Source organism: Natrinema sp. 74, from assembly GCF_046097095.1.
GTDB lineage: Archaea > Halobacteriota > Halobacteria > Halobacteriales > Natrialbaceae > Natrinema.
On record NZ_CP175698.1, the window covers coordinates 1,013,470 to 1,034,831 of the forward strand.

22 protein-coding genes are annotated in these 21,362 nt (G+C 65.2%); 10 read left to right on the forward strand and 12 right to left on the reverse strand.

Features of this window, described 5'->3' with window-relative positions:
* The first annotated feature begins 100 nt into the window (after positions 1 to 100).
* Complete coding sequence (locus tag ACJ70B_RS05035; RefSeq protein ID WP_408959319.1) at positions 101 to 655, forward strand: metal-dependent hydrolase; 555 nt, start codon at positions 101 to 103, stop codon at positions 653 to 655.
* A gap of 56 nt (positions 656 to 711) precedes the next feature.
* On the opposite strand, the gene ACJ70B_RS05040 is transcribed toward ACJ70B_RS05035, so the two are convergent.
* The 4 genes from ACJ70B_RS05040 to ACJ70B_RS05055 all read right to left on the reverse strand — a co-directional run bounded on the left by ACJ70B_RS05040 (position 712) and on the right by ACJ70B_RS05055 (position 3,886).
* A complete protein-coding gene (locus ACJ70B_RS05040) occupies positions 712 to 1,524 on the reverse strand; it encodes a TrmB family transcriptional regulator (RefSeq protein WP_408959320.1) in 813 nt (270 codons plus the stop codon).
* 382 nt (positions 1,525 to 1,906) lie between these two features.
* On the reverse strand, positions 1,907 to 2,107 hold the full coding sequence (locus ACJ70B_RS05045) for a hypothetical protein (protein WP_408959321.1): 201 nt from the start codon (positions 2,105 to 2,107) through the stop codon (positions 1,907 to 1,909).
* Between the two features lie 111 nt (positions 2,108 to 2,218).
* On the reverse strand, positions 2,219 to 2,665 hold the full coding sequence (locus ACJ70B_RS05050) for an AAA family ATPase (protein WP_408959322.1): 447 nt from the start codon (positions 2,663 to 2,665) through the stop codon (positions 2,219 to 2,221).
* Between the two features lie 183 nt (positions 2,666 to 2,848).
* Positions 2,849 to 3,886: a hypothetical protein gene (locus ACJ70B_RS05055; RefSeq protein ID WP_408959323.1), complete on the reverse strand. Its 1,038-nt coding sequence runs from the start codon at positions 3,884 to 3,886 to the stop codon at positions 2,849 to 2,851.
* Between the two features lie 240 nt (positions 3,887 to 4,126).
* Between ACJ70B_RS05055 and ACJ70B_RS05060 the strand changes: the two genes are divergently transcribed.
* Positions 4,127 to 4,636, forward strand: coding sequence for an FxLYD domain-containing protein (locus tag ACJ70B_RS05060; protein ID WP_408959324.1), 510 nt, complete (start codon positions 4,127 to 4,129; stop codon positions 4,634 to 4,636).
* 45 nt (positions 4,637 to 4,681) lie between these two features.
* Here ACJ70B_RS05060 and ACJ70B_RS05065 read toward each other — a convergent pair whose 3' ends face one another.
* The 3 genes from ACJ70B_RS05065 to ACJ70B_RS05075 all read right to left on the reverse strand — a co-directional run bounded on the left by ACJ70B_RS05065 (position 4,682) and on the right by ACJ70B_RS05075 (position 7,043).
* On the reverse strand, positions 4,682 to 5,029 hold the full coding sequence (locus ACJ70B_RS05065; RefSeq protein ID WP_408959325.1) for a hypothetical protein: 348 nt from the start codon (positions 5,027 to 5,029) through the stop codon (positions 4,682 to 4,684).
* Between the two features lie 160 nt (positions 5,030 to 5,189).
* A complete protein-coding gene (locus ACJ70B_RS05070) occupies positions 5,190 to 6,032 on the reverse strand; it encodes a PspA/IM30 family protein (protein ID WP_408959326.1) in 843 nt (280 codons plus the stop codon).
* Positions 6,033 to 6,179: 147 nt separating this feature from the next.
* Positions 6,180 to 7,043, reverse strand: a complete 864-nt coding sequence (locus ACJ70B_RS05075) for an ArsR/SmtB family transcription factor (RefSeq protein WP_408959327.1) — start codon at positions 7,041 to 7,043, stop codon at positions 6,180 to 6,182.
* A gap of 128 nt (positions 7,044 to 7,171) precedes the next feature.
* Between ACJ70B_RS05075 and ACJ70B_RS05080 the strand changes: the two genes are divergently transcribed.
* Together ACJ70B_RS05080 and ACJ70B_RS05085 are read left to right on the forward strand one after the other, a co-directional pair.
* Positions 7,172 to 8,767, forward strand: a complete 1,596-nt coding sequence (locus ACJ70B_RS05080) for a M23 family metallopeptidase (RefSeq protein ID WP_408959328.1) — start codon at positions 7,172 to 7,174, stop codon at positions 8,765 to 8,767.
* Between the two features lie 26 nt (positions 8,768 to 8,793).
* A complete protein-coding gene (locus tag ACJ70B_RS05085; protein ID WP_408959329.1) occupies positions 8,794 to 9,426 on the forward strand; it encodes an alpha/beta hydrolase in 633 nt (210 codons plus the stop codon).
* Here ACJ70B_RS05085 and ACJ70B_RS05090 read toward each other — a convergent pair.
* A complete protein-coding gene (locus ACJ70B_RS05090; protein WP_408959330.1) occupies positions 9,414 to 9,899 on the reverse strand; it encodes an STAS/SEC14 domain-containing protein in 486 nt (161 codons plus the stop codon). The genes ACJ70B_RS05085 and ACJ70B_RS05090 overlap by 13 nt on opposite strands.
* 205 nt (positions 9,900 to 10,104) lie before the next feature.
* Here ACJ70B_RS05090 and ACJ70B_RS05095 point away from each other — a divergent pair, with 205 nt between their 5' ends.
* Entirely contained in the window at positions 10,105 to 10,863 is a 759-nt protein-coding gene (locus tag ACJ70B_RS05095; RefSeq protein ID WP_408959331.1) for an SDR family NAD(P)-dependent oxidoreductase, read from the forward strand.
* A gap of 202 nt (positions 10,864 to 11,065) precedes the next feature.
* Positions 11,066 to 12,679, forward strand: a complete 1,614-nt coding sequence (locus ACJ70B_RS05100) for a long-chain-fatty-acid--CoA ligase (RefSeq protein WP_408959332.1) — start codon at positions 11,066 to 11,068, stop codon at positions 12,677 to 12,679.
* Positions 12,680 to 12,720: 41 nt separating this feature from the next.
* On the opposite strand, the gene ACJ70B_RS05105 is transcribed toward ACJ70B_RS05100, so the two are convergent.
* The 3 genes from ACJ70B_RS05105 to ACJ70B_RS05115 form a co-directional block, all read right to left on the reverse strand.
* The gene (locus tag ACJ70B_RS05105) at positions 12,721 to 14,571 is read right to left on the reverse strand and encodes an ATP-binding protein (RefSeq protein WP_408959333.1); all 1,851 of its coding nucleotides are present in this window, start codon (positions 14,569 to 14,571) and stop codon (positions 12,721 to 12,723) included.
* Positions 14,572 to 14,627: 56 nt separating this feature from the next.
* Complete coding sequence (locus ACJ70B_RS05110) at positions 14,628 to 15,437, reverse strand: cohesin domain-containing protein (RefSeq protein ID WP_408959334.1); 810 nt, start codon at positions 15,435 to 15,437, stop codon at positions 14,628 to 14,630.
* A 161-nt stretch (positions 15,438 to 15,598) separates the two neighbouring features.
* The gene (locus ACJ70B_RS05115; RefSeq protein WP_408959335.1) at positions 15,599 to 16,216 is read right to left on the reverse strand and encodes an ArsR family transcriptional regulator; all 618 of its coding nucleotides are present in this window, start codon (positions 16,214 to 16,216) and stop codon (positions 15,599 to 15,601) included.
* Between the two features lie 337 nt (positions 16,217 to 16,553).
* On the opposite strand from ACJ70B_RS05115, the gene ACJ70B_RS05120 reads away from it, so the two are divergent.
* Complete coding sequence (locus tag ACJ70B_RS05120) at positions 16,554 to 16,886, forward strand: hypothetical protein (RefSeq protein WP_408959336.1); 333 nt, start codon at positions 16,554 to 16,556, stop codon at positions 16,884 to 16,886.
* Positions 16,887 to 16,974: 88 nt separating this feature from the next.
* Here the strand turns inward: ACJ70B_RS05120 and ACJ70B_RS05125 are convergent, their stop codons facing one another.
* Positions 16,975 to 18,252: a DNA double-strand break repair nuclease NurA gene (locus ACJ70B_RS05125; RefSeq protein ID WP_408959337.1), complete on the reverse strand. Its 1,278-nt coding sequence runs from the start codon at positions 18,250 to 18,252 to the stop codon at positions 16,975 to 16,977.
* 125 nt (positions 18,253 to 18,377) lie between these two features.
* On the opposite strand from ACJ70B_RS05125, the gene ACJ70B_RS05130 reads away from it, so the two are divergent.
* From ACJ70B_RS05130 to ACJ70B_RS05140, 3 genes are all read left to right on the forward strand, one after another.
* Complete coding sequence (locus ACJ70B_RS05130; RefSeq protein ID WP_408959338.1) at positions 18,378 to 18,641, forward strand: hypothetical protein; 264 nt, start codon at positions 18,378 to 18,380, stop codon at positions 18,639 to 18,641.
* Positions 18,642 to 18,804: 163 nt separating this feature from the next.
* A complete protein-coding gene (gpmI, locus tag ACJ70B_RS05135; RefSeq protein ID WP_408959339.1) occupies positions 18,805 to 20,373 on the forward strand; it encodes a 2,3-bisphosphoglycerate-independent phosphoglycerate mutase in 1,569 nt (522 codons plus the stop codon).
* Between the two features lie 269 nt (positions 20,374 to 20,642).
* Positions 20,643 to 21,053, forward strand: a complete 411-nt coding sequence (locus ACJ70B_RS05140) for a hypothetical protein (RefSeq protein ID WP_408959340.1) — start codon at positions 20,643 to 20,645, stop codon at positions 21,051 to 21,053.
* The last annotated feature ends 309 nt before the right edge of the window (positions 21,054 to 21,362 follow it).

Below are 21,362 nucleotides of genomic sequence, written 5' to 3' on the forward strand. Positions count from 1 at the left end.
GCGGAAACACAGAACGTCAAGACGCCACGTCGCTACGTATCATCGGTGTGCAGAGACAGGTTCGCCTGTTATCCGGATTGAGCCCATAGATTCCGCTCCCATGGTCGACATAATGGGCCATATTGCGATGGGCCTGCTCTGGACCGTCCCGGTCTGGTTCGTCTGGACTGAGCGCGTCAGCCTCGCCTTCATCGGCTTCGCCGTCGTGGCGGCGCTGCTCCCCGACATCGACCGCTGGCTCCAGTGGCTCGTCCCGAGATTGGTCCACCACCACGGCGTCGTCCACACGGTCGCCTTCGTCGTCGCCAGTAGCGTCCTCGGCGGTGCGGTCGTCGCCCGCGCACTCGACGGCCCGATCGACCGCTGGCTCGAGAGCGAACGGTTCGATACCACGAGTCTGTTCGTATTCGCTGTCGCTGCGCTCCTCGTGGGAGGTCTCAGTCACTTGTTCGCGGACATGCTCTCGGCTCCGGATGTCGCGCAACCGATCGAACCGTTCTGGCCCGTCTACGAACAGGTGGTGTCGGTCGATCTGCTCTGGTATAACTCGCCCTGGTGGAACGTCGGTCTGCTGACCGTCGCGGTGTTCCTCCACCTCACCATTGCCTACACCAGCGACACGGCCGACCACTCATATCGGATCGACAGCACCTAGTCGCCGCCGGTCGGTCTCGGCATCTCGTCGAACTGCCGCCGAGAGACGGATGCCGGTCAGTCCACCGGATCGTCGACGGCCGGGAGCCCCGTCGTGATCAGTCGACGAAGCAAGACGACGAGGCCGTTTTCGAGGCCGCTGGCGAAGACGGCACTCTCTCTCCGCTCGTCGCCGCCGTCCGGATAGTACGTCCCGATCAGAAGCCGTTCGCGGTCGACGAGCAGAATGCGGCTGACGGCGACTTCGTCACCGTCCGCAACGCCGGTGAGCCAATCGAGACTCGTCTTGAACACGCGAACCGTCGGCAGTTCCGTTCTGAGTCGGTCCGTGATCGCGTCGGTCTTGCCGCCGAGCAAGACAGAGCGACCGTTCTCGACCGCCCGCTCTAACGCGTCGAACAACGTCTCGGACAGCATCGACTCGTCGACGACGACGAGCGCGATCTCGGACTCCGCACTATCGATCAACTCGAGCGTGCGCGACTCGATCGCCTCGTTACCGGACAGCGACCAGACTTCCTGCACGCGATCGTTCTCCTCGGACTCGTGAACGTCCGCGTTTTTCAGATGGGTCTCGAGAGTGTCGATCCGATCGGTGTACTTCTGTTGCAACGACCGTGTCGCCTCGTCGATGTCGACGGCGCGATACAGCTGCGGGTTCGAGTGCTGTACCTCTATCAACCCCTCGGACTCGAGAACGCGGACCGCGTCGTACACCCTCGTTCGCGGGACCTCGGATATTTCGTGGATTTCCTTTGCCGTCCCGTCAGGAAGCTGATTTAACGCCACAAAACAGCGCGCTTCGTACTCTTGAAGCCCAAGGTCCTGTAACAGATCGATCGCCTCCTGAATTGTTTCATCCGGTGTCATGGCCCAACCACGAACATATTCGAACACCCGAGATAGGATTCGGAGATGGAAAAGGATTCATCTTTTCTATTTTCACTGACAGTGTTTTAAACTAAAATAACGAGTCTAAATTGTGTTGTCACTCGAATCATCACACAATTATTTAGCAATCCATCTGATAGTGGGCGAGTGACGAGTCCCGTTACGGCCCAACCACGACGGGACTCGTCGCCTGTCACCGACGATGATAGGTGGAGATCCGCTCCGAGGCCGTTTTCGGACCTGTTCGGTCGGGAACATCAGTGCGATTACCGATCGCTGTTATCTACTGAGCGATTGCCGACCGCTATCACCTACTGAGCGGCGCGAAACCCGATGGATCGCCCCATGATCGGGCGGGCGATCACTCGGAACGACCGTCGTCGGCGACACCCTCAGGTAAGTCGCCGGTTAGGTCCTGAAACGGAACGTCCTGTCCGACGGTGAACTCGGCTATGTGGCCGCACTCGTAACACTCGAGAACGATGTCCGTGTCGTGAGCGAGGACGCTCACCGTGTTGTCTTCGGAACACGCCGGACAGTGCAGCCAGTTTCTGAGATCCATGGCCGGAGGGACGATATTCTCTGTAATGAAAATGCGGGTGACAACGCGACGGGCGAACGCGGCTCTTGGATGGCCGGCGGCACGCGCCGGCCGTTGTCTGCTGGTACACCCTCACTCGAGCCACGTCTCGATCGCGGTCACGACGCGATCGGCCGCCGTCGCCGGCTCACGGCGGTCGGTGTCGATCACCAGGTCGGCGTCGGGTGCCTCGAACTCCCGGTAGACGACGTGCACGCCCTGTTCGCTGATCGAGTCGGTGCGCTGTCGATTGCGCTCGAGGCAGGTCTCGAGGCTCGCGGTCACGCGGACGAATCGGACGTCGCCGAGCGTTCGGAATCTGGTCTGCCACTCGCCGCGGTAGAACGTGCCGTCGACCAACTTGACGGCCGTCGCCGGTGCGTCGGCGACTCGCTCGGCCAACTGGTCGTAGGTGCGACTCGAGAACGCATCGGAGTGAAATAGCCGGACGGCGCGGCCACGTCGCTCGAGTCGATCACGAACGCGGGTTGCGAGGGTGGTCTTACCCGCGCCCGGTGGCCCGCAGATGACGACGATCACGGCCGTCGATAGCGGTCGCCGCCATACCAATGAGTCGATTCGGACGCAACGGCGATCCGCGACGAGTACGCGTTCGATCAAGTCGATCCGTTCGACGGACGCTCCACGAGGCACTGCCGCCAGTAGGCATAAAACGGGTCAGTCACGGCCACACAGGCCGGTCGTCGCCTCGGTGGAGAGCGGCTACCAGTCGTCGCCGTAGCTCACGTCGAACGGTCCCTCTTCGGGCCCCTTCTGAGGTAGCATCGGCCCGGTCGACGCCGTTCGGCGCGTGATCGTCGTGGTCCGAAGGATGAACGACACGAGGAGGGCCAGCGGCGAGAGGACGACGACGATCAATCCGATGACGACGTAGGGAAGCGCCGCGATGTTGATGCTCGGGCCGGTGATATCGGCGTACAGGAGCCCGATGAAAATCGCAGACAGGATCGACGGAACCCCCGCGTAGACCGTCAACTGCGAGAATCTGGTCAGCTCCCGCTGCAAGTACGTCGTCTTGAACTGCTCGCCGGCGATGTGAAACAGCTTCAGCGACTCGAGTAAGTCCTCGAGACGGTCGATCGCGGTCGGCGACAGCGAGTCCTCGTACGCGTTTCGGAAGTGCGTCCCGACGTACAACTGCCAGTCTTCGTCGTAGGTGGTCGCCGCGAACACGGCCCTGAACGTTCCGAAGGACGTGTGCTCGAGGGTCTCATCAACTCGGTTGGTCTCTGCCCGTACGGTGTTGGCGTACCGAACGATCGATCGCCGCACCTCCTCGTCGTGGTCGCTGACGGCGTCGGCGAGCGCGTCGGCGTCCTGGGAAATCGACGCGAGCAGTAACTCGAGGAGTCTCGTCGGTGAGACCGGACTTGCGGAGACATCGGTCTCGTCGGCGATATCGTCGCGAAATTCCACGACCGCCTCGAGTCGCTCCTGTGCCTTGCCGGCCGATGCGAACTCCTGTGAGAGGATCAGCTGGTTGATCGAAACGACGAGCGTCACGAGCGAGAACGTCCCCGCGATCATGCCACTCGCTACCCGCGTCACGGAGTTCGGGTTAACGAACGAGACGATGCCGACCCCGTGAAAGAAGAGCAACAGGAAGAAAACGGCGATCGAGAGGACGACCGCGATCAACACCCGATCGCCCTCGATTAGCATCCACTCTCGAACCCGCGACCCCGCGCCGATCTCGGCCCCGTAGGTCTCGAGCGTCTCGTCGCTCTCCGAGGAGCCCATACCGATACGTTCCATCGACCCGGCAATAAGGGACTGCGTTGCACACGTCTACGGCCAGGTGGCAACAGCCGAAGTCGTGGCGGGTCGACCGACACCCGAACCCCGGTCGCGTCACGACCCGTCGAGACGGCGACCGAACCGGTCGCTGCCCCTTCAGGGGCGGCACTGAAATACGTCCGTCTCGTCGGTACGAGATATGTTCGGTAACGGTAACTGGTTGCGGACGCGAGTCCGGCGACGATGACCCGATCGGGGCCGACGAGTCGACGACGCGTCCTCGCGTCGCTCGGTACGGGGATCGCAGCCGTGGCCGCCGGCTGTACCGGCAGCGGCGGCATCGGCGGCGAGCCGACCTACGAAAACGGTGTCGTCGGCGAGATAAACACCAGCGGTAACGCCAGCCGATCGGCGACCGAGATGGCCGCAGCGGCGGCGCTCGCCGACCAACAATCGAGCACGTCGGTGACACCGCTGAACGCCCTCGCGGTGACCGACCACGAGTTCGTCGTCAAAGACGGTTATCTCGGCTCGACCATCCAGGGAACCGTCGAAAACAGCGGTAGTAGCCGGATCCAGATCGTCGAAGTGCGAACGAGAGTCTACGACGACTCGGACGTCCTCCTCGGCCGATATCTTGCCAGCACCGGGGATCTGAACGCCGGTTCGATGTGGGCGTTCCAGGTCATCGTCCTCGAATCCCCGTCGGACGTCGCGAGCTACGATATCACGGTTCTGGGAACGCCGACGTGACCGGCAGAACGGGCGCTGTGGCCGTCGCCCGCGTCGGTCCGCGACTCAGTCGGCCGCCCCCTCGAGCAGCGAGTCGTCGACCCCGTCGTACACCGCGTCGACGCTCACGGCCAGCGAGTACGCCGGCCGTCCCTTGCCGATCGGGGACACCGACGACGGCTCGTGTTCCTCGACAAGCCCTACATCCTCGAGTCGGTACAGCGACCGAATGACGTCCGCCTCGGTGATCGTCCCGACGACCGCCGTGTCCGCGTTCTCGAGGCGTCGCGTGCAGTGTCGTCGAACGGTGTGCGTCTGGATCGGCGTTTCGCCGTCGGCGGCGAGGTCGGCGACGCCCAGGAGGACCACCTGAGCGGTCAGCGAGATGGAATCGAACGCAGCTGTCTCACCCATGTGTGTGAATATTTCACAGCCAATAGTAACCGTTTCTCCCGGCTACACCGACGGGGACAATAAGCGCACGTGACGGCTCGAGAGCCACACTCAGCACCGAGGCTCGACCGACGGCGACGCGGATTCGCCGGACCCCGTCCGCCGTGCGTCCGACGGCAGGTTACGCGTTCTCCTCGTCCCGTAACTCCGCGAGTTCGGCCTCGACATCCTCCTGATCGTCGGTCTCGAGCTCCGTGAGTTCGTCCTCGTTGACGTCGGCCGCGGCGTCGGTCTCCGTCTCGGAGTCGGCCCCAGATTCGGTCTCGCCCGCGCCGACATCGGACTTGAGCGTCTCGAGTTCGGCCTCGACGCCGCTGTCAGTCTCGAGTTGCTCGAGTTCGCGGTCGATATTGTCCTTGTCGGACATGACGTCGTCGAACGCGCCCGACTCGTGGAGTTCGTCCATCGCGGCGGAGCGTGCCTCCATGTCTTCGGTCTGTTCTTCGGCGCGCTCGATGGCGCGACCGACGTCCTCGAACTCCTCGCCGGTGGCGGTCATCGCCTCCGAGACCGTCGAACTGGCCTCGGCCGCCTCGTAGCGTGCCTTCATCGTCTCCTTTTTCGTGCGGAACTCCTCGATGCGGGTCTGGAGCTCGTCTTTCTGTTTGATGAGCTTGTCCTGTTGGCCCTGTAGATCGGAGATCTGGCGCTCTAGATCCTCAATCTGGTTCATCTTCGTCTTCTTCTTTTCGAGGGCGCGCCGCGCCAGATCCTCCCGGTCTTGCTCGACCGCCGTGCGAGCCTGATCGTTGTGCTTCTCGACGTTCTCCTCGAGGCGGCGCTTTTGCATCTCGAGGCGCTTTTTCTGCGTGGTAAGGTCGGCGATGCCGCGTTTAACCTGCTGGAGCTGGTCTCGCATCTGCTCGTAGGAGTAGTCCAGCGTTTCGGTCGGATCTTCGGCCCGGTTGAGCACCGAGTTGAGCTTCGACCGGATGACGTAGGAAGTCCGAGAGAGGATGCCCATACTCGCAACGTATGGATCTCCGGCCTTAAAAACATCACTTCGGCAACAGTCAGTATGCGACGACACTCACGCTGCAGTGACCGCGTGCCGTCGACCGGCCAGTCCGATCAACGGCTATCGAAGGCGGACGGAGAACGCGCGGGTCGGCTACCGCTCGACGTCGATCGATCGGACGGTGAGCGAGTCGTCGACGACGATCGTCGCCGTTCCGGTATCGCCCTCGACCGCGAGCGCGATTCGAACCGGATCCGACGACTCGACTCGCGTCGTCGGCGCGGGGCGTTCCCAGTCCGGCCGCTCGAGGTCGACACCGATGTCGGTGAGCGCCGCGGCGACGCGACCGTCCCGAAGCAGCGGCGAGAGCGGGTCGACGCCGACGAGGAACGTGCAGGTGTCACAGGAAATCTCGACGATGTCCGCCCCGTCCTCGAGGCGGGGATCGACGGTCGTCGTCCCCGCACAGAAGGGACACTGGCCGGTCCGAGCCAGTCCGACGTGGAACCGGGCGCGGCGCGCGGTCTCGCGCGCGACGGCGTCCGCGCTCCGTCCCGCGAACCCGTTTTTCGGGAACGGATACGTGAAGCCGGGCCACTCCTCGCAGGCCGAACACGCGACGGTGACGAACCCTCGTTCGTATCGCAGCACCGCCTCCGCGTCGCAGCGGGGACACCGCGAGTCGATCGGCGTCGGATCGGACGGCGTCCGCGCGTCCGCAGGTCGTTCGGCCGGCCGATGAGCCAGCACGGCCCGGTACAGCGCCGTCACGGCCGCCGTCGGCACGTAGCCGCCCTCGACCTCCCGAACGTAGACGCCCCGAAGCTTGTCGAGGTGATAGTTGAACTTCCCGCTGTCGCGCATGCCGACCGCGTCCATCAGCTCCGCATACGACCGCGGCTCCGTGTAGACCGCGTGCCAGTCCTCGAGCAAGGCGAGCAGGATCTCGAGGCGGATCTCGTGACCGAGCAGGGAGAACGCGTCCCGAACCGCAGCCGCCGATTCGCCGTCCGTCATAGCCGATCGTCGTCTCGACGCCGCACCGGTCGTTCCGGACTCACACGCAGTGATAGGACCATGCTACTACGACTCATGAATTCCACTTCACAAAGCGATTACGTATTCTCGGCTCCATCGTTACGTCGATGACCGAACGGATACACACCACCGAATCGGCCACGCTCGCCACTCGGCTTCGGCGTCGGCTGCGGTCGTTCGAGCCGATGTATCTGACCCTGTTGGGTCTGCTGGCGATTCCGAGCTACCTCTTTGACTCGCTTGCCGCCCTCGAGATCTTCGAGGTCTTCTTCTTCTTTCTCCTCTGGCCGTTCGTCTCGCCGTTGCTGGACCTGGCGTTGCGACGCGGAGCCGACGAGGAACGAGAGGAGCCGACCGACTGGATCCACATGGGCAACTGGCGGGAGTACGCGGCGTGGTTCCTCACGATGCCGCTGACGTTCGTCAACCCGCTGATGCTGGCACAGGACTTCGCCCAGTGGCTCGGCACCGGCGTCGCGTTTGTCCGCCACCGCGGGAGGTTCCCGGACGCCGGAAGCTACGACCAACAGACCTCCTATCGATTGCCGTTCGACGGCACTTGGACCGTCGTCAACGGCAGCTACGACCACGACTACTCCCACTCGTGGTTCCCGGTGACCCAGCGATACGCCTACGACTTCGTGCTCACCGACGCGGACGGACGCACGTCCCCCGCCGGCTCCGGGTCCGCAGTGGACTCCTATTACTGCTACGACGAACCGATTCTGGCCCCCGCCGACGGCGTCGTGGTCGACGTCTTCGACACCGACTTCGAGTCGCCGCGCGGCGGCGGGCTCTCCCATCCGCTCAAGCGGGACATCCGCGGCTGTTACGCCGTGATCCAGCACGCTCCCGACGAGTACAGCTGTCTCGCCCATCTGGTTCCCGGCAGCGTGTCGGTTGCCCCCGGCGACCGCGTCGAGCGCGGGCAGGAGATCGGGCGCTGTGGCCACTCCGGGAACTCCTCGGAGCCACACCTCCACTTCCAACTGCAGGACCACCCCCGGTTCGAACTCGCGGCGGGGCTCCCGATCGGCTTCGGCACCGTCGACGCGGCGTGGCCCAGCGCGAACGCGGACGACCCAGAGCACACCGGGGACGAATCGATCGGCGAACTGCTCGAGGACGCCCCGGACGACGGCCGCACGTACATCACGGCCGGCCAACGCGTTGCCCACGTCGACCGGGCCGACCGGGGCTCGAGTCCGGACGAGGACGACGGCGAAGCAGTCACAGTCGAGAGCGCGACGGACGGCTACCGGTCGGCGACCGGAAACGGTGAGGGGATCGCCGCGTTGCAACGCGGCGCGTTCGGGACCTGCGTCGGCGGCAGCGTCGCTTTCTTCGGACCGATCGTCGCTTCCCGCGCCACCGTCGCGCTCCTGCTGGCCGCCGGCGTCGCGCTCGCAGTCGGCTGGTGGGTCCGGGCGGCGGTGTTGCAACGGGACCGCTACGAGTCCCGACCGGGCGGCCTCGGCATCGCCGTCGGCCTCGCGCTCGTCGCCGCGGCCATCCGATATGGCGGGGCCGGCTCGGTCCTCGAGATCGGCACCCAGACGCTCGGCGTGGTGGCCTACCTCGCCGGCTTCGTCGGCTACGTCGCCCTCGGAGAGTACGAGCAGCGTCGCTCGCGCGAGTCGTTCCCGTCCCGCGACGCCGCCCTTGACGGGCTCGCATCCGCGGCCCTCGACGCCGAGGATTGATTGGCACCGGTCCGAAACGACCTGCCATGCGCGACGTTCTGATCCCTGGCGGTCGTGACGTTCGGGGCACCCTCGAGGAACCGACCGACGATCCGCGGGCGATCGTCGTCGCCTGCCCGCCCCATCCCCGACACGGCGGTTCGCGCAGCGACCCTCGCCTCGTCGCCGTCAGTGACGCGCTCAGCGCGGTCGGCATCGCCTGCCTGCGCTTCGATTACGGCACGTGGGACGACGGCCACGGCGAGCGCGCAGACGTTCGCAACGCCGTCTGGTGGGCGCGCGAGGAGTACGACGGCCTCCCCGTCGGCGTCTTCGGCTACAGTTTTGGCGCGACGCTCGCCTTGCTCGTGTCGGCCGACACCGATCCCGACGCCGTCGCCGTCCTCGCACCGACGGCGCAACTCGGAGAGAGTCTCGATGCGCTCGAGGCGGTCGCCGATATCGCGTGTCCACTACAGGTGCTCTACGGCGAACGAGACACGACGGCCGAGTGGGAGCCGGTCGTCGACCGCGCGACCGAGCACGGTGCCGTCGTCACGGCGCTTCCGAGCGACCACTCCTTTCGCAACCAGCACCCGGCGGTCGCCGACGCAGTCATCGAGTTTCTCGGCCCGGCGTTGTGCGAGTCGGCGTGCAAATCCGCTCGCTACTCTCGATAGTTGTCGCGGAGTGTCTCGCTCGATGACTGCTCGTGCTCTCGCTCCTGATTGGAATCGCCCAGTTGCGTCCGCTGGTGACTCTGCCGTTGCTCGCGAAGCCAGGCTTCGGCGTCGGGCCTGTTATCGAACATGCGTGACGTGACGTTCGAGCCGACCTCCTGGACGAGGTCATCGACCGAAAGGTTCGTGATGACGCTTTCGGGCTGGATGATGGCCATGTTCGAGAGGGATGTCTCGAACGCTCTCGGATGCCACTCCTCGTGTGTCCACTGCTGATCGTCTTGCCTGACGGTCCCGAGATCGCGGAGGTCAGCGAGCCAGTTTCTGGCGTTTTTCTCCCTTACGAGTTCCAGTCCCTGATTTAGCCCCTCGCGATACTGGTCGCTGTGTGCGAAGTCGTGCCAGTTCAATGTTACTGCCCCAAGTTCCCCATCCCATGTCACCGTTAGCGCGGGCGATTCGTAATACGCCATTACGTGACCGTGGCTGTCCAGTCTCTGTAATACTTTCCGATTCCCGAGTACCGAATATGATAATTCGTGCGTCCAATGAAGGAACAGAACAATGATTATTCCTTGGTACCAACGTGTAATTCGTTCCGATTTTCATAGCTTTTTCGGACGAATGGGACCATCTAAACCAGTGTCTATTTTAACGAACGCGGGGAAGCGTCGCGTGATGGAGTTAGTAGCGGATCAAGTTGCGGTCGTTACGGGAGCAGCGTCCGGAATCGGGCAAACAACGGCGAAGACGTTCGCCGAGCACGGCGCATCCGTCGTCATCGCCGACGTAGACGCCGATGCGGGTGCCGAGACGGTCGACGAGATTACGGCCGACGGTGGCGAAGCGACGTTCGTTCAGACGGACGTTTCGGATTCCGACGACGCCAAAGCGATGATCGAGACCGCGGTCAGCGAATACGGTGGCCTCGATATCCTGTATAACAACGCGGCCATCGAGGGTCCGGTTGCGCGACTCGACGAGTACGATACCGACGCCTTCGAGCAAGTCCTCGAGGTGAACCTGAAAGGCGTCTGGTACGGCATGAAATACGGCATCGACGCGATGCAAGCCGACGGCGGCGGTTCGATTATCAGCGCCTCTTCGATCGGCGGCGAGGTCGCGGTTCCACAGTACAGCGGCTACGGAGCGGCAAAAGCGGCCGTTAGCCACCTCACGAAGTACGCGGCCATCGAGTACGCCGAGGAGGGCATCCGCGCCAACGCCGTCGCGCCGGGGATCGTCCGCACGGACATGATCGAGCGAACGATCGACGAACACCCCGAAATGGAAGCCCAGTTCGAGGACACTGAGCCGATGCCCGGTCTCGCGGATCCACAGGAGATCGCAAATGCTATTCTCTTCCTCGGGTCGGATCTCTCGTCTCGAGTGACCGGGGCCACGTTACCCGTCGAAGGCGGCTATCTCGCACAGTAAGTCGGCGCGACGGCGGCTGGTGGGTTGACGGCGAAGGACTACTTCAGCGGCCACGTTTCTCGAACGGATCTCCCGGAGTACGATCGCTCCGGTCGCGGCCCATGTGCGGCAGTCGCTACAATAGCGACCCGTGACGGAATTGATCGGACGGGACGCACCGTCCCGGAAAGAATATCATGAACAATGTTTGAGATCCATGCGTATGGAAGTGCCACTGCTGGTGACCGACTTTCTCGATCGGGCGCGCAAATACTACGGCGACGAGGAGGCGGTCGTCGCGACGACGGGCGAGCGGTTCACCTACGACGAATTCGGCGACCGGGTCGACCGGCTCTCGACGGTCTTACAAGAGCACGGGATCGAGAAAGGGGACCGCGTGGCGGTGCTCGATCCGAACACGCACTATCACCTCGAGGCGGCCTACGCGATCATGCAACTCGGGGCCGTCCACACGCCGCTGAACTATCGGCTGACCCCCGAGGACTACGAGTACCTGCTCACCGACGCCGGCGCGAAGGCCATCATCGCAGACGACGAGTACGCCGAGAAGATCGACGCGATCCGCGACGACGTGCCGACGGAGACGTTCGTCGCAACCGACGCTGACGCCGTCGACGGGCAATGGGCGGACTACGAAGCGCTCATCGACGGCCTCGAGCCGACCTACGACCGGCCCGAGATGAGCGAGGACGACGTCATCACGATCAACTACACCTCGGGGACCACCGGCGATCCGAAAGGCGTCATGCGAACCCACCGGACCGAGTCGCTACACGCCCAGCTCGTGACGATCCACCACGAGATCCGCGACGACGACGTCTACCTCTGGACGCTGCCGATGTTCCACGTCAACGGCTGGGGCCACATCTACGCCATCACGGGGATGGGCGCGAAACACGTCTGTACGCGCGGCGTCGACGCGGGGGAGATCTTCCGGCGGATCACCGCGGAGGACGTCTCCTTCCTCTGCTGTGCGCCGACGGTCCTCAGCATGCTCGGCGACTATTACGAGGAACACGACGTCGCGACCGAGGGCGACGCCCCGATGCGCGTCACCGCGGCCGGGGCCGCACCACCGGAGAGCGTCATCGAGACGGTCGAAGAGACGTTCGGCTGGCACTTCCGCCAACTGTACGGCGCGACCGAGACGGGGCCGCTCATCGGCACGTCCGCGACCCGGCGGCTGATCGACGAGGACAGCGACAGCCGCTTTGCGCTGAAAAAGCGCCAAGGGATCGCCCCGCTGGCCACCGAGGTCGAAGTCGTCGACGACGACGGCGAGGCGGTCCCGTGGGACGACGAGACGATCGGCGAGATCCTCGTCCGGGGCAACCAGATCATGGAGGGGTACTGGGAAAAGCCCGCGGAGACCGAGGCGGCCTTCGACGACAAACGCGAGGGCTGGTTCCATACTGGCGACCTGGCCGTCGTCGACGAGAACGGGATGATCGCCATCCAGGACCGCGAGAAGGACATCATCGTCTCCGGCGGGGAGAACATCTCGACCATCGAACTCGAGGACACCCTGTTCGACCACCCGGCGGTCTCCGACGTGGCGGTGATTCCCTCCCCCAGCGAGCAGTGGGGCGAGACGCCGAAGGCGTTCGTCGTGCCGTCTTCCGGCGATTCGCAGAACCCGCCCGTCTCCGGGGAGGAACTGACCGAATTCACCCGCGAGCGGCTCGCGTCCTACAAGGTCGTCCACCGCGTCGAGTTCGTCGAGACGCTCCCGAAAACGGCGACGGGTAAGCTCCAGAAGTACGAACTGCGGGAGCGGGAGTGGGAAGACGAGGAGTCGATGGTCGGGCAGGGGTGACCTGCGTCCCACGGGCGACCGTCCGCCTCTCGAGTCGCGAGTCAGTCCCGGCCGTGTCGGGTCAGACACGTCGGAAGTCCGATCAACTCGACCGGCTCGGAGTTGTCCGGCGAGTAGACGACCATCTGGCCCTTCTCCATGTAGGGAACCTTCGACTCGAGATTACTCGGGATGTTGACACTCTTGATGGCGTCTTCGTCGCCGAGGTTGAGGACGACGGTGGTGTTGATCTGTTTGAAGACGGCGTCGTGGATGTCCTGGGGGTCCTGCGTGATGAGGAAGAGGCCGAGTCGTTCCTTGCGGCCCTGTTTGGCGGCCTCGGTGAACTTTGTAATGACCTTGCCGGCCTGCACCGAGTCGGCGTCGGTCAGGAAGTTGTGGGCCTCGTCCATGCCCAGCACGAGCGGGGTCTCCTTGATCCGGTCGTAGTCGGGGTCGTTCGAGAGCTTCTGGTCGATGATGAGCGACGAGACCGCGAGGACGACGGCCTCGGTCGCCCGGCTATCGTTGATGTGGTAGGTCGGGACCACGGTGAGCCCGCCGGGGCGGACGAATTCGTGGACGAGGTCCGTGATCGGCCGGGCGTCCTGATCGAAGACGTGATCGAAGCCGAGCACGCGCCGTCGGACGGCGTCGAAGGTCGCCTCGTGGACCCGCCCGGACTCGTCGAGTTCCTCGCGCAAGGCGGGATCGTCGAGGAACGTCGTGAACTCCTCGTAGGTCCCCGCCGAACCGTACTGTTTCCGGAATCGCGGCAGCAAGACGCTGACGAGCGCGCCATACTGGTTGTCGTTCAGCCCGCTGCCCGCGACCAACCACGGGTTGTCGTGGACCATCGAGAAGGGAATCGTGAACTCGACCTGCTCGGCGCGGTGGTGGCCCGCCGCGTACGAGGCCGATCCAATCTTCGGGACGAACGCGGTCGTATCGTCGTGACCGCCGTAGGCGATCCCCTCGCGCTCGAGCCGGCGCGCGAAGTCGTCGTCCAGTTCGGGGTTGTCGTCGTGCATCTGGGCGTACTCGTCTTGCGGATCGAACTGGACGACGGCGGGGGTGACCTCGCGACCGTCGTCCATCGGGTACGTCCGGTCGTCGTCGAGATACTGGCGCAGGATGTTCTTCGCGCCGTGGGTCTTGCCCGACCCCGTCCCGCCGGCGACGAGCGTGTGCCGGAAGACCAGCGGATCCCCCGCGTCGTAGTTGTCTTTCAGTCGGTAGTCGATCGTCGGCGGCGACGCGGCGGTGCGGACCTTCTCGCCGCCGACCGAGAGGTGGCCCAGAAAGACGCCGTCGTCGGGCATCTTCAATCCGGTCTTGATCTCCTCAGTGTCGTCGGCCTGCCGGACCACCGTCTGGGGTTTCGGCACGCGGTCGGTCATCCGCCGCTTGAGTTCGCCGTCATCGTCGTAGAGGACCGCGACCGGCTCGAGTTCGGCGACGAACTTGTAATCCGATTCGTCGATTTCGTCGGTGCGCATCGCCCGCCGCGCGTGGATCTCCGTCGCGTCGTCTGCGTGATACTGCTGGGCGTACTCGAGTCCCGTAATCCGACAGAACAGCGTCTCGCCGTCGGGGTAGGGCGCGAGCAGATAGCTCCCGATGCGGATCGACGAGCGGTTGCCGCGGGTGACGTACGCCCGCAGCGTGGTGTCCTCGCCGTCTTCTGCGACGCGCAATCCCTGAGAGACGCAGATCGCGCCGATACCGACGTCTTCCCCGCGGGGCTCGACCGACGTCGATTCGAACTCGGTCGTCGTCCCGTCGGTCGTCGCGCTCGCGTTTGCGCTCTCCGGTCCGTCAGATCCCGAAGACGACGGCGACGAACCGGTCGCCGCGCCGTCGTCGGAGTCGGCGTCGGCGTTGAACTCGCCGAAGTCGCCCAGATCGGTCATACGGACTCCATCTGGCCCGCCCCTAAAACGCGTTTCCCTCCAGTGGGCCGGACTGTTTACCTGCGACGACCGTCCCGACCGACCCATAGCGCGCCTGCCGCGAACACGACGGCCACCAGCGCCGCCCCGATCGTGAAACCGGGAACCGGCGTCTCGACGCCGGACCCGGACGCTTCGCCGTCTGCCCCATCGGAACCGTTCGCCGTCCTCGACGCGTTCGGCTCGAGCGCGAGATCCAGTTCGTCGGGGTCGGGATGGTCGAACGACGCGAGCGGCTCGCTCCCACCGTCGATCGCGACGGTGGCGGACTCGTCGACGACGGCCATCGGCCAGTCGCCGGTCAGTCCGACGTCGCTCTCGGCGAACGAGATCGTCGTCACGCCGGCCGGCGCGTCCGCGGCGACCTGGACGGTCAGCGTCGCGATCGTACCGTTACCGGAAGTTCCTCCGGCGGCCGGGACGCGCCGTTGCTCGAGGACGGCCGTTCCCTGCTCGTGCGCGACCGCCGCCGCAGTCCGGACCTCGGTACCGTCGCCCTCGAGCCAGGGGCCGCGCTCGAGGTCGGTTATTTCGATGTATTCGGGGTTGTACTGGGCGACCAGCGTCACGTCGCTGACGCCCTCGCCGCCGTGGCCGCCGCTGCTCTGGAGGGTGACGTCGATCTCGATCGTTTCGCCGGGCGCGGCCGAGAGCTGTCCCCGGTCGGGCGAGACGATCGCGACCTGGTCGATCGCGGCGGCCGATCCCGCGGCACCCACCATCGAAACGGCGACCAGTACGGCGACGGCGGTGACCACGGCTCCGACGCGGGCGTCACTCGGCGCGGCGTCGGCCCGGTCGTCACGGCCGTCGGACCTGAGATGCATCGTCAGTCGTCTCCGAATACGAACCGGACGAGACTTACCGTTTTGCGATCGCCGACGGAACGGTGCGGGGAGAGACGAGCGGACGCGACCGGCGTCGAACGGGAACCGACGGCTGGTTCGCTGGACGCGTCCTCGAACGGACGATTCGACGGCAGCGGTGATTACTGGACGAGCGAGACGACGTGGTCGCGCTGGGACACCAGGCCCGATTCGGAATCGTACTCGAGGATGCCGGTGTCGGTCATCGCGGGGAGATGAGAGTGGAGGAGCGCGACCTTCGCGCGATCGGGGTTCGAGAGCGGTCCGCCCTCGAGCGCGGTCAGTTCGGCCGCGAGTCGGTCGACCGACAGCGGCTGGTCGTCGTCCTCGAGCACGGCGAGGAGCCGCATCCGAACGGGGTCGACGAGCGTCTCGAGCAGCCGTTCGGCGCGCTCGGTCTCACAGAGGTCCAAGAGCACGGCGATGTCGGTGGGATGGACCGGCGGTTCATCGACGAGCGCGACGCCGTCGTCGTCCCAGTCGACGATGCCGTGGTCCTCGAGCCGGGGCAGGTGGCTGTGGACGAGGCTGATTCGAACGTCGCGTCGCGGCCGGTCGGTTGCCGTCCGCTCGAGCAGCTCCGTCGTCAGCTCAGAAAGCGAGAGCTGCGTGCCTCGAGTACCGAGGATCTCGAGGAGGCGAAGCCGTCGTGGGTGACGGAGGATCTCGTAGCACTCCGTCGGGACGTTCGCGAGTGGATCGGGCGTGCCATCGCCGTCGAGGTGAGCGTCCGAACTCATTGTTCATTCAAACCCTTGCATAGGGGATAAGCCCATTTCCAAAACGATTTGGGCGGGTAGTAGTTGTTTACTCTCGTAACCCGTGAGTAACCGGTTGAGAGCCGCGAGAACGGCAGATAGCGGATATTGCCGCTGGAAATATGTCTGTAACAACCTCGTGAGACTATCATCGTCTGAACCGTCACCGACTGGTGGATAGATCGTATTACTGCGCCGTATCCGTCTCTTACGGTCGCTCGAGGGACAGACCGTCACGACGGGCCATCGCTTCGTCCGCGAGAGCAGTTATACGGGCGACGCCACGGTGTTTTTGCGTCCGCGGGCCGTACAGGGACGTATGCTTCTGGTATGCGGCCGGGCCGGCGGAACGGAACTCACGGGGACGCTGTACGAGCGGGGTGAGCGAGCCCCCTCGTTCAGCGGCGCGCCCGACGAAGACGCCGCGTACGTCTGGGTCTGCGACGAGTTCTACGAGGTCGACAGCGGGGGATCGACCCAGCGCGTCGACGGCCGCGAGGTCAACCTCGCGTTCGAGTCGCCCATGCCTCGCGGCTTCGATACGCGCGAACAGGCCCTCGAGGGGGCCGAGGAACACGTCCGGACGCAGTTCGCCCGGATTGGGGTCAATCCTGGCGACGTCGATCTCGAGGTCGAGAGGAACGACGCCTGATTCCGGTCGTTGGTGCGGGGGGAGTGAGTCGGAGATCGCTTCTCTTGGCGTCTCGAAACCGATTCCCACGAAACGACGGTGATACCGTTCAGTAGGGCTGTTCGTCCCACCGGTGATCGTCGTAGGTCCGATCCCGCGACGTGTCGAAGCGATCCTCGAGCGTCTCGCGCAGCGAGGCCTTCTCGGCGTTGCTAATCCGGGCGAGTTCGTCGGCCTTGTCGACGATCGTCGGCGGGCCGTGGGCGACGGCGACGTCTTGGAGCAACTGCATCGTCAGGCGCTCGCGCGTGTCGGGGTCCTTCGTGAACGCGTAGGGGGCCTCGACGCGGTACAGCAGGTCGTCGCGCGGGTCGTAAATGACGAAGAAGGTGACCTCGTAGGCCGCGCGCTCGAGCCGCCGGTCGACGCCGAGTGCGTCTCCCTCGGCCGACAGCGGTCGGTCGACGCCGCCGCGCGAGACGAACCAGTTCGTGTAGGAAAGCGCCGACGTATCGCGCTCCCAGCGGTCGCCGTCGACGTCGTCGACGTACTCGCCGCGCTCGAGCAGGCGGGTAAACAGCGCCGCGTCGTCGCTCCACGGGATGCTGACGTCGACGTCGCGGTTCGATTTGAGCGTCCGCGTCAGGACCCGCGTCGCGGGATTTTTGACGAAGCCGACGAGCGGCACGTCGCGGTCGACGAACGCCTCGACGAGGCGAACGTAGTTCTCGAGGACCGTCGTCGGCCGCGGGTCGTCGAGCAGGAAATCGGCGAGATCGGGGTGTTGGTCGGCCCAGCGAAGGAGACCCCGCGGGTACAGCGGGCCATCGAGGACGAGCAGGTCGGAGACCGCCTCGGCGTGGTCACGGGCGTGCGTGCTCTCGGCGAGATACAGCGCCAGCGCGTGGACGACGCCCTCGGCGAACCGGGGCAGCGGCGGAATCTTGACCGCGCGGCTCCGGCTGTATCCGCCGTCGAACTTCCGCCACGTCTCGTCGACGGTCATCGTCTCGTCGCTCGAGTGGACCGTCATCACGGTCGTCCGCGATCGGTGGAGGTCGAGATCGCTCGGCGTCGCGCTCATCGCCGCCTGTGCGATGTCGATGACGAGCCCGTTTTTGAACGTCGTCGGGTTGATCGTCCCCGCGTCGAGGCCGTGTTCGGTCGGGAACTCGCGGTCGCGCAACGCGACCGCCTCGCAGTCGACGAACCGTCGCGCTCGCTCGTCGACCGACTCGAGGACCGTCCGCCCGTCGTGATACAGCGGATCGAGAAACGACTCCCAGACGGTCTCGGCGAAGGCTCGGCGGTCGCGCTCGTCCGCGCCGTGGTCGATCCGCCCCGCGAGAGCCGCGATCCCGTCGAAGTGGACCGGGTCGAGCGTCATGACGGGTGGCACCCACCCGACCCGCAAAAAGCCAGTGGTCGCCGCGTAATCGCTCGTTAACTCGAGGGCGTGTAAATATGTATCAGAAAACGTAAATATGGACGCTCGAAGGGGACGATATCTCGATGTCCGAGCGAGACACGCGGGCCGTCGCGGCCGACGACACCGCGGTCAACTGGCGACAGCACAGTTCCGGCGTCACCCTCTACGAGGAGGGGAATGCAGACGCCTGGATCCGCGCCGAATTCGAGGCGGGCGTGGCTCCGGAAAAGCGACTCTTCATGGTCTGTGACGACTGTGGCGCGGTCTCCGCACAGCGAAGCAAACCCGGTAGCGGCACCGTCTGTGGCGACTGCGGCGCGACGTTCGACCACCGCCGCGACGACTGACGACTCGAGGTCCCGTCCGGTCTCGGTCTCGAATCGCAGTTCATTTCTCGAGCGGCCGACGCAACCTGACCGATTGGTTTCATGTTCCGGCGATCGCGGTCGGGAGTGGCCGCTCGTGACGAACAACGACAGCTAGTTACGACGCGCTCGTTTCCGATTCGGTATGGAAGCTGCGCTGATCGTCCTCGACGGCTGGGGACTCGGTGACGGCGGCAGGGACGCGGTCGCGGCGGCCGAGACACCGACCTTCGACCGGCTCGCGGAATCCGGCGCGTACGGTACGCTCGAGGTGGCGGGCCGGCGCGTCGGCCTCCCCGAGGGACAGATGGGCAACAGCGAGGTCGGCCACCTGAACATCGGGGCCGGCCGCGTCGTCTATCAGGAATACACCCGCATCTCGGACTCCATTGCCGACGGCTCCTTCCGGGAGAACGACGCGATCAACCGGGCGTTCGACCGTGCACGCGAAAACGACGGGCGCGTCCACTTCCTCGGACTGGTCAGCGACGGCGGCGTTCACTCCGATCAGGCGCACCTCCACGCACTGATCGAACTGGCGGCCGACCGCGGCGTGGAGGCGGTCACGCACGCGATCACCGACGGCCGTGACACCTCGCCGACCGGCGGCCGCGACTATCTCTCGACGCTCGAGGACGTGATCGCCGAGCACGGGACCGGCGACGTGGCGACGGTCACCGGCCGATACTACGCGATGGACCGGGATCAAAACTGGGAGCGGACAAAGCGGGCCTACGACGCGATCGCAAACCGCGAGGCCGACTGGACGGCCGAGTCGGCCGTCGAGGCGGTCGAAGCATCCTACGACCGCGACGTGACCGACGAGTTCGTCGAGCCCACAGTGATAGAGAGCGAGGCGCTACGCGCCTCGGACGGCGAACGGCGAAGCCGTGAGCAGGGCGGGCCCGCGCTCGAGGATGGCGATTCGGTGGTCTGGTTTAACTTCCGTTCTGACCGCGCTCGGCAGCTCACCAGACTGCTGGCCGATATTCGGCCCGAAGACTGGGGGGACGAGTTCGAGACGACCCCGCCGGACGCCGAGGTCGTGATGATGACGCAGTACGACGAGACGTTCGACCTCCCGGTCGCCTACCCACCGACCCAGCCCGAACAGGTGCTGGGCGAGGTGCTGGCCGACGCGGGCAAGACCCAGTTGCGGATCGCCGAATCCGAGAAGTACGCCCACGTCACCTACTTCTTAAACGGTGGCCGCGAGGTCGAGTTCGACGGCGAGACCCGCGAGATCGTCGAGAGTCCCGACGTGCCGACCTACGACCAGCAGCCCGAGATGAGCGCGCCCGAGGTCACGGACACCGCGACCGGGATCGTCGAGGCCGACGATCCGGATGTGCTCGTCCTCAACTACGCCAACCCGGACATGGTCGGCCACACCGGCGACTACGAGGCCGCGATCGAAGCCGTCGAGGCCGTCGATGAGCAACTGGGGCGGCTCGTCGAGGCGCTCGAGGCCGCCGGCGCGCACGTTCTGATCACCGCCGACCACGGCAACGCCGACGATATGGGCACCGAAGACGAGCCTCACACGGCACACACGTACAACGACGTGCCGCTGATTTACCGTGCTTCGGACGGGACTGACGGCGGCCGAACCGTCCGCGAGGGCGGCACGCTCGCCGATATCGCGCCCACGCTGCTCGAGGTCATCGACCTCGCCCAGCCGCCGGAGATGACCGGCGAGTCGCTGCTCGAGTAGCCGCGCCGTCGCGGGAGGCCGCGGCCAGCGTGCCACGGAGGCCGTCGATTCGGAGCCGATCGCGGCCGACCAGAACGGTCATTCGGCGTTCCGGGCGACCGGACCGACGACGGCGGCCCGAAAGCGAGACAGAGATCGGCGACCCGGGCACGACGCCGACTCGGCTCGGTCGCGATCGCCTTCCGGTAGCGCTATCGACCGCTCACGAGCGCACAATAGGCATCATATCAACGTTCAATACCGTTTCGTACTCGAGTGGATTCACGGAGATGTCCACGTCCGATCCCGCCCCCGAACCCACCGGTCGAGTCGTCGAGGAGTACGTTCTCGATGTCCGCATCGTCGACGACGACACCGACGAGCGCTACCGGTTCGACGCGCCCGAGCATACCGACATCGCGTTCGACACTCTCGAGGACGCCCGTCTGTACGCCGACGTCTACTTCGACGTCAACGGCTTCGTCGAGGACGGCACCGGTGAGCGCGGTGTTCCCCCGGAGGTCGTCCAGGCCGGCAAGGACACCCTCGCCGCCTACCTCATGACGCTGCCGTGGGCCGACCGCGACTGGGTCGCTTCCTTCTACGGGTCGACGCCGACCGAGATCGATCGCTATCTCACGTGGGTCCGCGACCGCGCCGAAGAGATCCGGACCGAAGTAACGGCGCAGGGACTCGACTGACGGCCGCTCCGGCCGTTTCCGCCATCGGTACGTCTCGTTTTTCACACCCCGTTTCCGTCCCCGCCCACTCCGTCCTATCGCCGTCCCGCCGTGACCGTTCGAACCGCCGTCGTGCAGGCTTTCGGTCTGCGTGTCGCGGGGCTGCGTTCTGCACAAGACTGTGATGATCGCGTGATCCCGTGACCGTCAGCTCGGAAAGGGGTCGATTTCCGCTCGCGGTTTCGAATTGCGTCTCCGCCGGACCGGACGGTCGGTCTCCCGGATGGGTCCGCCGTCGGCTACGTATCCGTCTCGCAAACTGGATATCGA

Excerpts from the sequence above, each read along its gene's own strand:
- ACJ70B_RS05035 (WP_408959319.1), top strand. The coding sequence starts at position 101 with ATGGTCGACATAATGGGCCATATTGCGATGGGCCTGCTCTGGACCGTC.
- ACJ70B_RS05040 (WP_408959320.1), bottom strand. The coding sequence starts at position 1,524 with ATGACACCGGATGAAACAATTCAGGAGGCGATCGATCTGTTACAGGAC.
- ACJ70B_RS05045 (WP_408959321.1), bottom strand. The coding sequence starts at position 2,107 with ATGGATCTCAGAAACTGGCTGCACTGTCCGGCGTGTTCCGAAGACAAC.
- ACJ70B_RS05055 (WP_408959323.1), bottom strand. The coding sequence starts at position 3,886 with ATGGGCTCCTCGGAGAGCGACGAGACGCTCGAGACCTACGGGGCCGAG.
- ACJ70B_RS05060 (WP_408959324.1), top strand. The coding sequence starts at position 4,127 with ATGACCCGATCGGGGCCGACGAGTCGACGACGCGTCCTCGCGTCGCTC.
- ACJ70B_RS05065 (WP_408959325.1), bottom strand. The coding sequence starts at position 5,029 with ATGGGTGAGACAGCTGCGTTCGATTCCATCTCGCTGACCGCTCAGGTG.
- ACJ70B_RS05070 (WP_408959326.1), bottom strand. The coding sequence starts at position 6,032 with ATGGGCATCCTCTCTCGGACTTCCTACGTCATCCGGTCGAAGCTCAAC.
- ACJ70B_RS05075 (WP_408959327.1), bottom strand. The coding sequence starts at position 7,043 with ATGACGGACGGCGAATCGGCGGCTGCGGTTCGGGACGCGTTCTCCCTG.
- ACJ70B_RS05080 (WP_408959328.1), top strand. The coding sequence starts at position 7,172 with ATGACCGAACGGATACACACCACCGAATCGGCCACGCTCGCCACTCGG.
- ACJ70B_RS05085 (WP_408959329.1), top strand. The coding sequence starts at position 8,794 with ATGCGCGACGTTCTGATCCCTGGCGGTCGTGACGTTCGGGGCACCCTC.
- ACJ70B_RS05090 (WP_408959330.1), bottom strand. The coding sequence starts at position 9,899 with ATGGCGTATTACGAATCGCCCGCGCTAACGGTGACATGGGATGGGGAA.
- ACJ70B_RS05095 (WP_408959331.1), top strand. The coding sequence starts at position 10,105 with ATGGAGTTAGTAGCGGATCAAGTTGCGGTCGTTACGGGAGCAGCGTCC.
- ACJ70B_RS05100 (WP_408959332.1), top strand. The coding sequence starts at position 11,066 with ATGGAAGTGCCACTGCTGGTGACCGACTTTCTCGATCGGGCGCGCAAA.
- ACJ70B_RS05105 (WP_408959333.1), bottom strand. The coding sequence starts at position 14,571 with ATGACCGATCTGGGCGACTTCGGCGAGTTCAACGCCGACGCCGACTCC.
- ACJ70B_RS05110 (WP_408959334.1), bottom strand. The coding sequence starts at position 15,437 with ATGCATCTCAGGTCCGACGGCCGTGACGACCGGGCCGACGCCGCGCCG.
- ACJ70B_RS05115 (WP_408959335.1), bottom strand. The coding sequence starts at position 16,216 with ATGAGTTCGGACGCTCACCTCGACGGCGATGGCACGCCCGATCCACTC.
- ACJ70B_RS05120 (WP_408959336.1), top strand. The coding sequence starts at position 16,554 with ATGCTTCTGGTATGCGGCCGGGCCGGCGGAACGGAACTCACGGGGACG.
- ACJ70B_RS05125 (WP_408959337.1), bottom strand. The coding sequence starts at position 18,252 with ATGACGCTCGACCCGGTCCACTTCGACGGGATCGCGGCTCTCGCGGGG.
- ACJ70B_RS05130 (WP_408959338.1), top strand. The coding sequence starts at position 18,378 with ATGTCCGAGCGAGACACGCGGGCCGTCGCGGCCGACGACACCGCGGTC.
- gpmI (WP_408959339.1), top strand. The coding sequence starts at position 18,805 with ATGGAAGCTGCGCTGATCGTCCTCGACGGCTGGGGACTCGGTGACGGC.
- ACJ70B_RS05140 (WP_408959340.1), top strand. The coding sequence starts at position 20,643 with ATGTCCACGTCCGATCCCGCCCCCGAACCCACCGGTCGAGTCGTCGAG.